We start from the raw sequence: 15,234 nt of genomic DNA on the forward strand, positions 1-15,234 counted from the left end.
CTCATTTCGACGAGGAGGCCCCTTCGTCTCCCCGCCCCATACGCCCATGCGAGCGGCTCGGAAAAACCTCGTCGAGCACGCTTGTGCCGCCGGAGACGCATCGGCTAGAACATCGATCGGTTTGACAACCGCTCGATGTTCTAGCCTTCTTTCGTCCCGAGGGGGACGCCTCGCGTCCCCCTCTCGTCCGGGCAAAGCCCGGCCGATTCACCCCCCGAGGCGAGCTCGCTTCGCGATCTCGCAGAGCGCCGAACAGTTCGGCGCTCTAGGATGCGCCCCTCCCATGGCCCACTCCCTGGCCACCACCGACAACGAGTTCGAAGGCGCGACGCATGCGGCGACCATCGGCGTCCTCGTCTTCGTCCTCCGTTACGAGGACCTCTGCGCGGGGGACTCCGTGGCTTTGCATCCGCTCACGCACGACGGTGCAGGCTTCGAAATCGGGCGAGCCTCCGAGGTCCGGCCGCCCGCAATGGAGGGAAAAACCTTTCTCCTGCCCGACCGCTTCGTATCGCGCGTGCACGCCCGCGTGGTTCGTCGTGACGGCAAGGGCTTCCTGGAGGACGCCGGAAGCAAGCTCGGCACGTTCGTCCGCGGCGAGCGCATTCAGGGGCCCGTCGCCCTCGCGGACGGGGACGTCGTGGAGATGGGACAGTCGCTCTTCGTGTATCGGCTGGTCGACGAGCCGACGGCCGTTCGCATGATGACCCATCGCGCGGGGTTCGCGTTTGGTCCGACGCGCACGCTTTGCCCCGAGGTCATGCGCCTGGCGGTCGACCTCGATCGCCTTGCGCGCTCCGACCAGCCCATCCTTTTGCTCGCCGAGACCGGCGCCGGCAAGGAGGTCGCGGCGCGGTACGTGCACGACAGGAGCGGCCGCGCGGGGCCCTTCGTGGCCGTGGATTGCGGCGCCATTCCCGAGCACCTCGTCGAGGGAGAGCTTTTTGGTCATCGCCGCGGCGCATTCAGCGGCGCGCACGAGGAGCGCAAGGGCCGCATTCGCAGCGCGGAGGGGGGCACGGTGTTCCTCGACGAGATCGGCAATCTGCCCGGGACCGCGCAGGCGAGTCTGCTCCGCGCCATTCAAGAGAACGAAGTGACCCCCGTGGGCGCCGACCGGGGGCAGAAGGTGGACGTGCGGTGGATGGCCGCGACGAACGTGGACGTGTTCTCCGAGAAGAGCGGCTTTCGCGCGGATCTCCGGGAGCGGCTCGCCGGTTACGTCGGCATGCTGCCGCCGCTGCGAAAGCGCCGCGAGGATCTCGGTGTGCTGGTCGCGCACCTGCTCGCGCGGCGCGGCGTCGAGCGGGCGTCGATCACGCGGGCGGCGGCGCGCGCGCTCTTTTTGGGGGATCTGCCGGGCAACGTGCGCGAGATCGAGCGCAGCCTCGGGAGTGCGTGCCTGCTGATGGGGGATGGGCCGATCGATTTGCAGCACCTGAGCGCCCTTCGAGCGCGCGCGGCGAGCGAGAAGGAGGAGCCGGCATCGGAACCACCGGGCGTCGAGGCGACGGACGAGGTGCGGCGCAACAAGGCGCGCCCGCCGCGGGAGAGGATCGAGGCGGCGCTCTTCCGGGCGAAAGGATCCCAGGTGGAGGCGGCGCGTCTGCTCGGGGTGCACGAGCGGCAGTTCGCGCGGTGGATGGATGCCTACGGGATACCGCGGCCACGGAAGGGCCCTTCCGGCGGGTGAGGCGATGTCCCGCGAGGGCGGGATGGTTCTCCGGAAGGACACAGTCGCTCGCGCGAAGGACACAGCCGCTCGCGCGAAGGACACAGTCGCTCGCGCGGAGGGCACAGCCGCTCGCGCGGAGGGCACAGCCGCTCGCGCGGAGGGCACAGCCGCTCGCGCGAAGGACACAGTCGCTCGCGCGAAGGACACAGTCGCTCGCGTGAAGGACACAGTCGCTCGCGCGAAGGACACAGTCGCTCGCGCGAAGGACACAGTCGCTCGCGCGAAGGACACAGTCGCTCGCGCGAAGGACACGACGACTCGCGTCGACGGCACGGTGGCTTCCCGCTCTGCCGCATAGACTGTCCGGACAGTTCTGGACAGTTCCGGACAGTTCCGGACAAATCCGGACAATTTCCCCCGCGCCGCCGCGTCCCGCCTGGCTCCCGAGCCGCACTCGACGCTTTTCCGCTGGGATTTGCCGCGTCCGTAGCCGCGCCGATGATTGGCATTCCTCGTGCACTCGTGCGGGCCGACCCGACGCCGTATCTCACCCGCGTCGAGGGAGGAATCCTCATGAATATGGCTCTGATCGTGAAGGACACGTTGCCCCGGAAGAACTTCTCTGCCATCAGCCAGCTCGGCCACAAGGCCTTGAACCTCGCGCTCGGGCATGCCGCCGCGCTCGGTCCGCGGCTGTCGCCAGGTTTGGTCGAGGGCCTCGTCGCCGACGTGGAGAAGCTCGGCGACGTCGTTCCCAGCGCGAAGCAGGCGCGGAGCGAGTCGGTCGCCGCGACAAGCGCGCAAAACGTCGCACTCGCGGAGGGGCACACGCGTGTGCGGCAGGTCCGCGCCGCCGTCCGTCGCGCCAAGGCGCCCGCCGATGTGAAGCGCGGGTTTGGGGTCGGCCGGAGGACGAGGCCACATGTCGTGTCCGACGTGAAAGCCGCAATCCAGCAGATCCTCGACCGCGCCAAGGAAAAGCCGGCCGAGGCCGAGGCGCTCGGCATCGTGAAGAAGGACCTCGACGGCCTCGCGCTCTCGCTCGCCGCGATCACGGACGCCGATACGAAGCAGGAGCAAAAACGCGCGAGCGCGCCGCTCACGACGCAGCAGCGGAACCGGATCGGGAATCGGATCCTCGCCGCGGTCGCGCGGATCGAGGGCGCCGGGCGGCTGGAGTTCGCGAACGATCCCGTGAAGCGTGCGACCTTCGAGGCGCTCGGCGCACGGCCGAGGATCAGGCGCAAGGTCGACGCCGGGAGCGGGACGACGGAGGTGGTGGTGTCGGGCTGAGGATTTCGTAGATCCGATCACCGACCCGCCGCGGCGCGTTCAGCCGCGCGCCTGCTCCACCGGCACCCATTCGTCACCCTTCCGGATCCTATAAGGCCGGGAACTCCCGTCCGGCAGGCGCTCATCCAGGGCGCTTGGCGCACCGGCATCGTCTTTCCACAGCAGATACACGTCGCCGCACCCACAGACCAAGGCATCTTTGCCATCACGGACGGCGGGGTTGTATTCGTCTGCCGTGCACCGACCGGTTTTGCAGCGAGGAAACCGGTTTCGGAAACGCTTGCGTGCCCGGAGTGCGCGCGGGGCGATCCACAGGATGGCCATCCCTGCTGCGAGGCCCACCAGCATTCCGGGTGGGCCACCGTCCCTGCCAGCCACGACGAACCCGACCCCTCCGCCGATGCATCCGCACAGCTGGAGCCAGATCAGAACGGCGAAGTGCACCAAGGTCATGAGGTCGGCTCCAAAAGCGGACGGCGCCCGGCTCGACACACCGAGCCTGACGCAAGACAACGCGCCCGCAAGTCAGCCCGAACCATCGAGAACAGTCGTGACTGATCGCCGAGCCCAGGGCCGGATCCACGCCTCCCTGCCAAGCCCGCACGCCCCCCCGACCGCCTCGCCACCCAGCTAAAACCACCCTCCAGTGCAGCGCGATGGCCATCGACGCCGCCGAGCTTCGTAGGGTCCTCGGGAGATTCAACGTGCCGGCATTACACACCGTTGCGCTCGGGGGTCATGCACGCAACGAGGTTTGTCGGCGGGCTTGCGCACCGCGATGTTGCCGTGTAACGTCGAGGTCATGGTTCGTCTCGGCAAATTTTTTGTTTGTCTCGGTTCTGTGATATTGGGCGTCTCTGCGGCGATCGCGGGGTGCGAGGGCGGCGACATTTTCATCGGCAGCAACTGCATGCACGACGGCGAGCAGCTCCTCGATCCTGCTTGTTGCCCCTGTCCTCTGCCGGAAGATTGTCCCGACGGCCCCAAGCCCATCCCTGCGGGTTGCCCGAACGCGCCCGCTCCGGATGGAGGAACGGACGGCGGCGACGGCGGGATGTTCGAAGACGCAATGGTTATACTGTGGGACGGACCAATGCGAGCTTGACTGAGCCAGTGAAGCATTCGGGGTTGAGCATGCGACATCGACTCAGGGGGCGCCCTCGCACGCATCGAAGAAATGGGGCCGCAGCGTGTCGCAGAGCAAGCGCTGATCACGACAGCATCCGATGCAGGTGATGCTCGCCTTTCGTTTTTCGCAACTCTGGTAGCAGCTCTCCGCGGGCGTGTTGCACTCTTCACGGAGAGGCGGGATACCGCCATCGAACCCGTCGAAGCGTCCCTTTCGCTTTTCTCCAGAAGGGCAGCCGGCTCCGAACACCAGAATAAGCCCTGCGGTCAGGATCGTATGAATTGTCTTCATCACGTAAATCGTGCGACCAGCCATTGCCTGGTTCATCCGTCGGACCGGTTCACTCCTTGTTCAGGCATTCGTAGAAGCTGTAGTCTTCCCTGTTGTCGCACGACCTGGCGGCGCTCTCGCAGCAGAGGGTGCAACCCAGCCCCATATCGGCCTCGTAACAACTGTTACGGCAAGCAGAAAGCTTGTAAGTGCAGTGTTCCCGTTGCGGGCCTGCGTCGTCGGCGTCGGGGGTGGTACGTGAGCAACCGCTAAGGGCCCCCCACCGTGCTCATGGCGACCAGCAGGAGTAGGGCGTAGATGTTCCTTGCGCTCATTCGCGTCATATACCTACTGCTCCGGCAGGCGACAAGATTCAGGAGCAGTCTACGGTGCCGGAGCAGCCGCGAGCGCGGCGGCTCTACCTGCCGAGGCACCCTGACCCTTGACAAACCCGCGACGGTTTGCTGCAGCCTGGCCACAAGCTAAACCACGCGTCTCCCGCTCAATCGAAGAGCGGCTTGCGCCCGTGGTCGTGGCCGAGCGTGTAGAATAGGTGGAGACCCACGCTCCCGACGAGCGGGCTCACCTGCCAGAGGGGCGCGCCGCCGCCGTGCAAACTCGGCTGCGAGATCGTCTTCAGCACGTCGAGGTACGCGCGCATGTAGATGCTCGTGGTCAGCCGTAACTCGTAGCCGGCGCGTACCCCGGCGGTCGAGAACCAGCTTTCGTTATCGGCCGGGTAGGTCAGCGTGCTCGTGGCCTCCCGATCGGCACGGTACCCCTGCGCTTCGAGTCTCGCGGATGCGTACACGCCGCAGCCCATGAAGCCGCGGCGCTCGTAGCAAAGCGCGATCGGTACGATGAAGCCGTTCCATTCGACCAGCGTGAACCTCCGCCGGCTTTCGCCAACCGCCCCAGAGGATTTGCGTCTCGAACAGGAAGACGAACGGCGAGCGGCGGATGCCCACCGAGATCGCTGTCATCCCCGTCAATCCAGGGCCCACGCCGTACGATGCGCCCGCGCCGGCTCCGATGAAGAAGTTCGTGAACAGACGGGTCTCGGACGGGGGTTCTCCGGCTGCACTCGATGAGCCCTGCGGCTGGGGCGCAGGCGGCGATGGTTCCGCGTTTGCCAGCGAGGGCCCGGCTGCGCTGCATGTCGCGATGAGAACCAGCATCGCCCCGAGGTGCCGCGGATAGGAGCTCATGTCTCGTTTATATCCTGCGCACGACGGCTCAGGTTTCGAAATCGGGCGAGCCTCCGAGGTCCGGCCGCCCGCAATGGAGGGAAAAACCTTTCTCTTGCCCGACCGCTTCGTATCGCGCGTGCACGCCCGCGTGGCGAGGCTCCCGGCAACTCCCGCACTGCGCTCGGCGTCCTGTTTTGGCGCAGCCTGACACATGGCTTACATCCGCGGCAGGGCGAGCAAGGCTCAACGCGCCTTTGGCGAAGGGCACAAACCTTGCCAGCGCTCAGCGCTACGCGCGGAGAGGCACCGTTCGGTGGTGGAGGTCGTCGATGATGCAGCGAAGCATTCAGGCCGTATGGGTAACTCTGTTGGCGATTGCCAGCGTGGCATGCGAAGCGAGCGTCGTTGGGGGCGGCTCTGGGGCCGAAAGGAGCGTCGATTTGGGCACCCCTGGGGCCGGGGGTTCCGCTGGTGGCGGGGGGATGGGCGGCACAGGGGGAATCGGTGGGACCGGCGGCGGGATCATCGAGGAATGCGATGACGCTGGTCACTGCCTGGAGATCCTGGCCACTGGACTCAACTCCCCAGATGCGATTGCCGTGGATTCCGCCAACGTATACTGGACGTCGTTCTTCGATAACACGGTGATGAAATGCGCCGTCACCGGGTGTGGAGGCGCTCCGACGGTGCTGGCCAGCGGACAGCCGCATCCGAAGGTCATCGCGCTGGACGATACCAGCGTGTACTGGGGGACCCTTGGAAATCCTGGCGGGGACGGCTCGGTGATGAAGTGCGGGCTCGAGGGGTGCGCAGGTGCACCGGAGTCCCTCCTGACGAATGTGAACGTGGGCGATATCGCGGTGCAGAATGCGCAACTCTATTTGACCGAAATCACGCCGCAGCCTGGCGGGGCCGGCCTGCTCCTGCGCTGTCCCACGAGCGGCTGCGCCAACACGCCCATCGAGCTCGCCCAGGTGCAGGGCGTGCCCTCCGGACTTGCTGTCAGCGGAACGAAGCTGGTGTGGGGCGCGATCGCCATCGCCATGGAGGCCGAAGTTCCGAGCACCGTGATGACCTGCGATTCCAACGCCTGTACGCCAGCAGCTCTCGCCTCGACATCGGCAATCCACGTGCGCCACATGGCCATGGACGCGGTGAACGTCTATTGGACCAACGCGGACTTTTCCGTCATGAAATGTCCCCTCACCGGATGTGGCAGCCAGATGCCCATCACGATGGCCTCTTTTGACGGGCTCGACATCCCGCACGCGATCGCCACCGACGGTGTGAACGTATACTGGACCGTGGTCGCCATGGGCGGCACGCCGGCCGTGATGAAGTGTCCTGTGGGCGGCTGCGAGAACGGGCCTATCACGCTCGCAGTCGGTCCCAAGATCCAAGGGCCCGCCGGCATTGCCGTGGACGCGACGCACGTTTACTGGACGGACTCCGAGGCTGGTACGGTGATGAGGACCCTGAAGTGACCGCCCGTTGTGCGTGCTCATAGCCCGCGCCGCGCGCCTCGCGCGGCATCGGCGCAGAGCTCACCCAGGCAGCACGCAGCCCGAACCATCGAGAACCGTCGTGACCGATCGCCGAGCCCAGGGCCGGATCCACGCCTCCCCGCCAAGCCCGCACGCCCCCGAACCGCCTCGCCACCCAACAAAAACCACCCTACAGTGCAGTGCGATGGCCATCGACGCCGCCGAGCTTCGCAGGGTCTTCGGGCAGTTCGCGACCGGCGTCACGGTCGTCACCACCCGCCACGAGGGCGTGCCCCAGGGCATGACCGCGAACTCCTTCACCTCCGTCTCCCTCGACCCGCCGCTCGTCCTCTTCTGCGCCGACAGACGCGCTCGCTCCGGCATGCTCGTCGGCACGGCCGGCTGCTTTGCCATCAACGTCCTCGCCGAGGAGCAGCGTCACCTCTCCGACCTCTTCGCCGGCAAGGGCACCGACGAGCAGCGCCGGGCCCTGCTCGACGAGATCGGGCAAGGCGCCGTCACCGGCGCGCCCATCCTGCAAGGCGCCCTCGGCTGGCTCGATTGCCGCCTCGAACGCGCCATCGACGCCGGCGATCACATCGTCTACTTCGGCGAGGTCGTGGCCGCGGGCGCAGGCGATCCCGCTTCGCCCTTGCTCTACTTCCGCAGCGGCTACCGCCGCCTCGACCAGCTCTGACCCCTTCGCGCCCGTCGCGGTCGCACCTCGTTTGTCCCCGACGAACGCGGCGCGCGGGGCGGGCGGCATGGCCTCGCTCGCTCTCGCGAGCGACCTCGTCGACCTGGAAAGGTGGCCGTTGAACAGCGCCGGCCGACCCTCTAAGGTACCCGCGGATCCGGCAAGGAGAGCGCATGGCCCTGGGTGATGTGGTCTTGGTGGCGACGGACCTGAGCGAGTCCGCCGACGAGGCGATCAAACTCGGACACGAGCACGCGCAGCGAGCGGGCGGCAAGCTCGTCGTCTGTCACGTCGTGCACGAGGTGTTGCGCTCCGCGCCCCTCTTCCCGCAGGCGATCCAGGCCGACATGGAGGCCGTGATCCACGCCGAGAGTCACGCCGCCGCGGCGGTCGAGGATCGCGTCAAGGACCTGACCGGCCGTCCGAGCAACGGCTTCGAGGTGCGCATCGAGAGCGGCGGCGCCGACGCCTCGATCCTCCGCGTCGCCGAGGACGTCGGCGCCACGCTCGTCGTCACCGGCAGCCGCGGCCTCACCGGCATCGCGCGGCTCCTGCTCGGCAACGTCGCCGAGCGGATCGTGCGGTACGCGCACTGCCCCGTGCTCGTCGCGCGCCCGCACAAGCGGACGAACAAGATCCTCGCAACGACCGACCTCTCCGAGCTCTCCCAGCCCGGCGTCGCGCTTGCCGGTCAGGTCGCCGCGGAGCAGCGCGGCGCGCTCACGGTGCTGCACGCGCTCGACATCCTGCCGTCGCCCGCGTTCGGCTTCACCGTGCCCTTCGGCGGCGCGCCCGTCATTCCCCCGCCCGAGCTCATCGAGCAGATGCGCGGTGCGGCGGACGGCGTGCTCGTGGGCATGACCGAGCGGCTCGGGATCAAGGCCGAGCGACGCGTGATCGAGGGAGATGCCGCCACGGTGGTGATCCGGACCGCCGAGGAGCTCGACGCGGAGCTCGTGGTGGTCGCGACCCATGGCCGCACGGGCCTTGCGCGCGTGGCGCTCGGCAGCGTGGCCGAGAAGATCGTAAGGGGAGCTCACTGCTCCGTCCTCGTTGCTCGCTCACACTGACGTCCGCGGTTGACGCAGCGTCGCGCCGGTGTCACGGATGGGACCGCGCCGGCGCCCGCCGGCCGCGTCTGGGAGGCATCATGGCGACCGATTCATCGAACGAGAAGGCCCCGACCGAGGACTGGAGCGTGCCCATGCTCCTCGGGCTCGCGGTCGTGGTCCTCGGCGGCTTCTTCGTGTTCATCAACGCGATCTCGCCCTGAAGAGCGGGTGTTCCCCGCTCTCCGGGGAGACCGTCATTTCAAGAAAAACCCGACCGACAGCTCCGCGTTCCAGCGGATGTCGCCGATGATCCCCACCTCGCCGGTGACGGACGCGAAGAACCACTTGCGCACGTGCGCCCGCGCGCCCGCGCGACCCGAGAACGCGAAGGTCATCGCTCCGTAATCGGCCTTGTAGCCGTCGATCGCGAGCTCGGTGTCCACCCAGTGGATCCCGCCGAGCAGGTCCGCGAAGATCGCGACCTTCGTCCACGCGTACTCGCCGCCGATCCCGAACCGCAGCTCCTTCGCCGACAGCGACTGCACCGTCACCGTGCGCGGCGTGCCGCTCACGTTGTAGACCGCCGTCGAGTCGCTCACCTTGTAGGTCGGGAACGGCACGTCGAAGCCCACCGTCATCCGGATGTGGCTCATCACCAGGCGCAGGTCGTAGCGGAGCCCGAGCACGGTCGCGGCGTCGAAGGGCGCCTTGACGAACGGCTCGACGAGCCCGCCGCCGCCGATGCCCTCGGCCGTGCCTTCCTCGAACTTGAACGACGTCTTCGAGTAGGAGCGCTGTCCCGCGAGGAAGCCCATCGTGAACTCGAAATGGTCGCCGTTGGCCCAGCCGTCCTCCTCGGAGTCTTCCTCGACCGAGGGGGGCGGCGGCGTGGGGCGCTCCGGCACCTCGAGCTGCCTCTGGGGCGGCGGCGTGGGCGGGGGCGGCGCGGCCACCTCCAGCGGGTCGGCCTTCTTCTCGCCCGGCGGCAGCGGCTCCGGCGAGGACTCCTGCGCGAACGCGGGCGCGGCGAGGCCGACGAGGACGAAGGTGGTGAGGGACAGGACGAACGTAGAAGAGCGGCGCATGCGGAGCGGTTCCTTCCAGGGCGCATCGTACCCGAGTTTTCGAAGACGCAACACCATCGAGGGACACGGCGTGAGGCCGCCCATGCAGGAAGATTCCCATGCTGGGTCGCCGAGCGATTGCCATTTGCTACCAAAGTCGCATTGACTCGGTCGCACGCGTGCTCGATCATCGATAGTCCCCGCTACAGAAACGGAGGGACCATGATGACCCAGCAAGACCCATGGATGCGGCTCGCGGACGAGGCGCTGGCAGGGCAGGGCGCGATGGAGGCGGAGCAACGGTTCCACGACCTCCTCGAGCGCCTCCCGGCCGCGGCCTATACCTGCGATTCGCAGGGGCTCATCACGTTCTTCAATCGGCCCGCCGAGAAGGTCTGGGGGCGCGCCCCGAGGCTCCGTCACGAGCGGGATCGTTTTTGCGGCTCGTTCCGCCTGTTCACCCCCGAAGGAAAGCCCATCCCCCACGACGAGTGCTGGATGGCTCGGGCGCTCAAAACAGGCGAGCCGCACAACGGCTTCGAGATCGTCATCGAGCAGCCGTCCGGCGCGCAGGTCGTCGCGCTGGCGCACGCCAATCCGCTGCGGGATCGTCAGGGCCATTTGATCGGCGCCGTCAATGTCCTGGTCGACATCACCGATCGAAAACGCGCCGAGCAGGAGCGCCGCGAGCTCGAGACCCGGGTGTTCCACGCGCAAAAGCTCGAGAGCCTCGGCGTCCTCGCGGGCGGGGTCGCGCACGATTTCAACAACCTGCTGACGGTCATCACCGCGCAGGCGACGCTCGCCCTCGCCGAGGCTTCGCACCCGTCGCCGCTTTCGTCGATGCTTCAGGAGATCATCATCGCCTCGGAGCGCGCCGCCGATCTGGCCCGTCAAATGCTGGCGTATTCCGGCCGGGGCACGTTCGTGAACCAGCATGTGCGGCTCGATGCCGTCGTGCGCGAAATGGCCGTGCTCCTCCGGACCATCGTTTCCAAGGGCGCGACGCTGGAGCTCGATCTGTCGCGGGCATGCGTCGACGGAGACGCGACCCATTTGCGGCAGGTCGTGATGAACCTGATCACGAATGCCTCGGACGCGCTCGCGGGAAAGCCCGGCGTCATCCGGATCCGCACCGGCGTGCAAAAGCTCTCGGCGCCCATGCAATCGGCCTGCATGGCCGAGCCCATTCCACCCGGCGATTATGCCGTCGTCGAAGTCGAGGATTCGGGCGAGGGGATGAGCGAGTCGGTCCTCGCCCGGATCTTCGATCCGTTTTTCACGACGAAGGTGGGGGGCCGGGGCCTCGGCCTCGCCGCCGTGCTCGGCATCGTCCGCGCGCATCACGGCCTCGTCGACGTGACGAGCCAGCCGGGGCACGGCACGCGGTTCACCTTGCTCCTTCCGAGCGCCGTCGCTCACGCGTCCGTCATGCCCCGCGCGAACGACGCACCTTCGTCCTGCAGCAATGGTTCGTGCGGGACGATCCTCGTCGTCGACGACGAGGACGCCGTGCGTCGCGTCGCGCTGCGCGTGCTCGAGCGCGCCGGCTACCGCGTCCTGCTCGCCGCCGGCGGTCGCGAGGCGCAACGGCTCTTCCGCGAGCATCGCCACGAGATCAGCGCCGTCGTCGCCGACCTGACGATGGGCGAGATCGGCGGGATCGAGCTCATCCGCTCGCTCCGCGCGGTCGACCCGACCGTGCCCGCGCTCCTCATGAGCGGCTACAGCAGCGAGGACGCGGCCTCGATCTCGGCGCTCGGCGTGCCGTTTCTCGCGAAGCCGTTCACCGCGAACATGCTTGCGACCACCGTACGCGAGGTGCTCGCGGAGCGAGGCGGGGGCGGTATTTCGGCGGCGTAAGGATCGCGATCACGCCTTCCGGCCAGGCACCGTCGCGCGCGCCCGCGCCGCGGCCTCGCGTTGCGCGACGACCGCCGCCGACTCCTCCACGCGGTAGGTCGCCGGCGCGCGCAGGTACGTCACGGCCTCGGGCAAGGTCGCGCGGGCCGCGATCGATCGATCACGCCCGAGCGACGGCGCCTCCGGCCGCTCCAGCGCGCGGCCTTGCCGCACCCGCGGACGCGACAGCGGCGCGAGCGTCGTCGCCCCGAGATCCTGCGGCGAACGCATCCGCTCCGCCATCAGGTGCACGACATCCGCGACGAGCCTCCCCGCGTTATCCGTGTACCGCACGACCATCTTCCGGCCCGGCCGCGGCGCCGCCTCGTCGCCGAGATCCGCGGGCGGAATGGCCCACGCGCCGCCTTGCTCGAGCGCCACGAGCTCGCACCGCATCGGCAGCGCCCGCGCCTCCGCGTCGTCGAGCCCCCGCGCGATCCACCCGCCCGCGCGCCGTCCGCGCCGCTTCGCCTCGATCAGCATCGCCTCCTCGTCGTCGCCCGCGCCGAGGTCGGCGAGGTCGTCCGTATCGAGCGCGCCCCAGCCATCGACCGAGGTCGTCTCGAGCGACGGCCCCGTCGGCCCGAGCACGAGCCCCGGGCTCGCGCGGAAGGGCACGCCAAGCGCCATCGCCGCGATCACGTTCGTCGTGGCGCTCGCTCCGCCCACGTACGCCGCGCGCGCGACCCGCATCGACGCCTCGGACCCGGGTGCGTGCGCGCTCGACCCATCGATCACCGGATCACCCGCGGCCGCCTGGTGCAGCCGCGCCGTGCGTGTGGCGATGGCCGTCGCGCGCCGCGCCGCCGCGCGGAGGAGCGAGGCGAGCAGCGACGCTTCGAGGAAGGGCCCTTCCACCGTGGCGATCGGCGCGCCGGGGAAGGCGATCGTGCCGTCGGGGACCGCGTCGAGATCGATCGCGGGCACGAGGTGCGCGAGCCTCTGCGCGAGCGCGTCCGAGAAGCCGACGAGGCTTTGCGCGGCGGCGACGGCGGCGGGATCGACGAGCGGCCGACCGAAGAGCTCGAGCGAGCTTTCCAGCCCGGAGACCACGAGGAAGCCTGTGTGGGGCGGCGCGGCGCGAAACGAGAGCTCGAAGCTCGCGCGGCGATCGGCGAGCTTGGCGGCGAGCAGACGATCGGCGTCGAGCAGCGCGCGGCCATCGAGGAGCAGGGGACTGCGGTGCGGCATCCCTCCAAAAGGCCGCGCTCGTCCGCTCTTGTCAACCTTCGCCCTTGCTTTGCCTGGCCTCGCGGTCGAGGTCGTGACGCGGGTCCCGGGGCGACGTCCAGCCCCGCGCCATGCAAGGAGGCGTCGTACCAGCCTGGGTTCTGCTCTCGTGGGATGCCCTACGCCGGTCCACGGCGGACCTGAAAGGCTGCAATCCGCATGCCTTTCACAACTGCAAGGATCACTCCGGTAGGTTGGTGCAAAGCGACGAAAATTCGTCACGAAGGGCTTGGCCCATAGGTTGCTCTATCTACGGACAGAGCGCCTGCTCCGGTCCCCCCCCCCGCCGTTGAGTAGGCGCTCTTTTTTTTGTCTCGCGGCATCGTTGCTCCGCGAGGGCTTCGCTCTGTCGCGACGCGCTATGTTCGGCTCTGGAGACGGAGGAGCAGATGCGCGACGCGTGGACGGGGTGGAGAGGCGTGGCCGTGCTGGTCCTGGCCCAGGCCGCCGGGTGTCTCTCGCTCTCGACGGGTGACGGCGGAACGGGCGGCACGGGCGGGCAAGGCGGCGGCACGGGTGGCCTCGACGGCGTGCCAGGCGGCGGCGGCGCCGGCGGCACGGGCGGCGACGAGAGCGGGGCGGTCACCGCGTCGTCGTCGAGCGGAGGCTCGTCGAGCAGCGGCGGCAGCGGCCTCGGCCAGGCGTGTATCGAGGCGTCCGAGTGCCTGAGCGGCATTTGCGCCGACGGCGTGTGCTGCGACGTGGCCTGCGATGGCGTCTGCATGTCGTGCGCTCGGCCGAGCAGCATCGGCACCTGCACGAAGCTGCCCGCGCAGGAGGAAGATCAGGACGGGTCCTGCGCGATCACGAGCGCCTGCGACGGCAATGGCGCCTGCAAGCTCAAGAACGGGCAGCCGTGTACGCAAAACGGCGAGTGCCTGAGCAACAACTGCGGCGGCGGTAGCCCGAAGACCTGCGTGCCCTGAGAGGGTGTTCCACGGGCGTTGTCGGCCCCCCCAGAACCTCACCCCCCGACCCCCTCTCCGCGCTGCGGAGAGGGGGCGAATAGCGCTGGATCGAGCCGGAAACTCCCTCCCTCTCCACACAGTGGAGAGGGAGGGTTGGGGTGGGTGAGGTCCGGAAGTCGAGCGGATACCTGTGGAACACCCTCTGAGGGCTTTTTCCTTCGGCGAGGTCGTTACCTCGGTCCCGCAGCGGGCACGGCGTCGCCTTCGCGCGCCTTGAGCCGACGTCGGAAAGCGCCGGGCGTCTCGCCCAGGTGTCGCTTGAAGGCCTTCACGAAGGCGCTGTCGGTCTCGTAGCCGACCGCTTGCGCGATGGCGGTCGTGGACCTGTCGCCGCCCGCCATGAGCTGCGTCGCCCTGTGCATGCGCCAGCGCGTCAGGTAGGTCAGCGGCCCCTCGCCGACGACGGCCTTGAAGCGCGCCGCGAACACCGAGCGCGACATGCTCGCCAGATGCGCGAGGCTCTCGACCGTCCAGGGTTTTTCCGGGTTCTCGTGCAGGCGTTGCAGTACGACGCCAATCTGCGCGTCGGTCAGGGCGCGCAGCCAACTCGCTTGCTCGATGGGCAAGGACGCCACGTGCGTGCGTAGCGCCTGGACGAACAAGACCTCCGAGAGCCGGCTCGCCACCGTCTCGTAGCCTGGCTGCTCGGCCTCCATCTCCGAGGCCACGAATTGCAACGTGGATTCGAGCCACCGCGCGGCGACACCTCCGTCGCCCTTCACGTGGATCAGCGGCGGCAAGCTCGCGATGAGCGGGTCGAGCGACGTGCCTTCGAAGAGGAAACAGCCGGAGACGAGCGTGGTCGGCGCGCCCGCGCCGCCATGATGCACGAGCCCGCCACAACGCCCGCCGCGTATCGCATAGATCTCGGCGACCGGCATGGGCCGCGTCCCCGGACAATCCCGGAGGACGTGGGAGCTTCCGCCGAGAAGAAACACAAAATCCCCTCCCGAGAGCGGGATGCGCGCGCCGTCGACCTCGAGCAGGCAGCTGCCGCGCGAGACCGCATAAAACAGAGCGTGCCCGGGCTTGTCGACGCGCATGCCCCACGGCGCGCGCATCTCCAGCCGTCCGTACACCTTCGTCCGCAAGTGAAGCCCGCGCAGCACGTCCGCGAGAACGTCCATCGTCCCTCCGTGACGGACGATCGAACCACAAAAACGGACGTGGCGCCAATGATCGTCCGCGCCTTTGGGATTACGGTCCCTCCCAGGCCATTCGATGCGAGAGGGGGCGGACGAGCGCTCGGTCCCCGGGCACGGGTGCGCCCGAAAGAAGGG

14 protein-coding genes are annotated in these 15,234 nt (G+C 68.4%); 8 read left to right on the forward strand and 6 right to left on the reverse strand.

Features of this window, described 5'->3' with window-relative positions:
* The first annotated feature begins 283 nt into the window (after positions 1-283).
* Both KEG38_RS11510 and KEG38_RS11515 read left to right on the forward strand, forming a co-directional pair.
* Positions 284-1,693 carry an FHA and sigma-54 interaction domain-containing protein gene (locus KEG38_RS11510; protein ID WP_272419392.1) on the forward strand — a complete coding sequence of 470 codons (1,410 nt, stop codon included), beginning with the start codon at positions 284-286 and terminating at the stop codon, positions 1,691-1,693.
* 555 nt (positions 1,694-2,248) lie between these two features.
* Positions 2,249-2,968, forward strand: coding sequence for a hypothetical protein (locus KEG38_RS11515; RefSeq protein WP_272419393.1), 720 nt, complete (start codon positions 2,249-2,251; stop codon positions 2,966-2,968).
* A gap of 39 nt (positions 2,969-3,007) precedes the next feature.
* Here KEG38_RS11515 and KEG38_RS11520 read toward each other — a convergent pair whose 3' ends face one another.
* The 3 genes from KEG38_RS11520 to KEG38_RS11530 form a co-directional block, all read right to left on the reverse strand.
* Positions 3,008-3,421: a hypothetical protein gene (locus KEG38_RS11520; protein WP_272419394.1), complete on the reverse strand. Its 414-nt coding sequence runs from the start codon at positions 3,419-3,421 to the stop codon at positions 3,008-3,010.
* A 694-nt stretch (positions 3,422-4,115) separates the two neighbouring features.
* A complete protein-coding gene (locus tag KEG38_RS11525) occupies positions 4,116-4,412 on the reverse strand; it encodes a hypothetical protein (protein WP_272419395.1) in 297 nt (98 codons plus the stop codon).
* 457 nt (positions 4,413-4,869) lie between these two features.
* On the reverse strand, positions 4,870-5,178 hold the full coding sequence (locus KEG38_RS11530; protein WP_272419396.1) for a hypothetical protein: 309 nt from the start codon (positions 5,176-5,178) through the stop codon (positions 4,870-4,872).
* A gap of 708 nt (positions 5,179-5,886) precedes the next feature.
* Here KEG38_RS11530 and KEG38_RS11535 point away from each other — a divergent pair.
* The 4 genes from KEG38_RS11535 to KEG38_RS11550 all read left to right on the forward strand — a co-directional run bounded on the left by KEG38_RS11535 (position 5,887) and on the right by KEG38_RS11550 (position 9,011).
* Positions 5,887-7,041: an NHL repeat-containing protein gene (locus tag KEG38_RS11535; RefSeq protein WP_272419397.1), complete on the forward strand. Its 1,155-nt coding sequence runs from the start codon at positions 5,887-5,889 to the stop codon at positions 7,039-7,041.
* Between the two features lie 205 nt (positions 7,042-7,246).
* The gene (locus KEG38_RS11540; protein ID WP_272419398.1) at positions 7,247-7,738 is read left to right on the forward strand and encodes a flavin reductase family protein; all 492 of its coding nucleotides are present in this window, start codon (positions 7,247-7,249) and stop codon (positions 7,736-7,738) included.
* Between the two features lie 173 nt (positions 7,739-7,911).
* Positions 7,912-8,808: a universal stress protein gene (locus KEG38_RS11545; RefSeq protein WP_272419399.1), complete on the forward strand. Its 897-nt coding sequence runs from the start codon at positions 7,912-7,914 to the stop codon at positions 8,806-8,808.
* Between the two features lie 80 nt (positions 8,809-8,888).
* Complete coding sequence (locus KEG38_RS11550) at positions 8,889-9,011, forward strand: hypothetical protein (protein ID WP_271929603.1); 123 nt, start codon at positions 8,889-8,891, stop codon at positions 9,009-9,011.
* Positions 9,012-9,044: 33 nt separating this feature from the next.
* Here the strand turns inward: KEG38_RS11550 and KEG38_RS11555 are convergent, their stop codons facing one another.
* Positions 9,045-9,875: a hypothetical protein gene (locus KEG38_RS11555; protein ID WP_272419400.1), complete on the reverse strand. Its 831-nt coding sequence runs from the start codon at positions 9,873-9,875 to the stop codon at positions 9,045-9,047.
* A gap of 201 nt (positions 9,876-10,076) precedes the next feature.
* Here KEG38_RS11555 and KEG38_RS11560 point away from each other — a divergent pair, with 201 nt between their 5' ends.
* On the forward strand, positions 10,077-11,717 hold the full coding sequence (locus tag KEG38_RS11560) for an ATP-binding protein (protein WP_272419401.1): 1,641 nt from the start codon (positions 10,077-10,079) through the stop codon (positions 11,715-11,717).
* Between the two features lie 9 nt (positions 11,718-11,726).
* Here the strand turns inward: KEG38_RS11560 and KEG38_RS11565 are convergent, their stop codons facing one another.
* Positions 11,727-12,947: a beta/alpha barrel domain-containing protein gene (locus KEG38_RS11565; RefSeq protein ID WP_272419402.1), complete on the reverse strand. Its 1,221-nt coding sequence runs from the start codon at positions 12,945-12,947 to the stop codon at positions 11,727-11,729.
* Positions 12,948-13,375: 428 nt separating this feature from the next.
* On the opposite strand from KEG38_RS11565, the gene KEG38_RS11570 reads away from it, so the two are divergent.
* On the forward strand, positions 13,376-13,912 hold the full coding sequence (locus KEG38_RS11570) for a hypothetical protein (RefSeq protein WP_272419403.1): 537 nt from the start codon (positions 13,376-13,378) through the stop codon (positions 13,910-13,912).
* Positions 13,913-14,124: 212 nt separating this feature from the next.
* Here the strand turns inward: KEG38_RS11570 and KEG38_RS11575 are convergent, their stop codons facing one another.
* Entirely contained in the window at positions 14,125-15,081 is a 957-nt protein-coding gene (locus KEG38_RS11575) for an AraC family transcriptional regulator (protein WP_272419404.1), read from the reverse strand.
* Between the last annotated feature and the right edge of the window lie 153 nt (positions 15,082-15,234).

It is taken from the genome of Polyangium jinanense, assembly GCF_028435265.1.
Taxonomy (GTDB): Bacteria; Myxococcota_A; Polyangia; order Polyangiales; family Polyangiaceae; genus Polyangium; species Polyangium jinanense.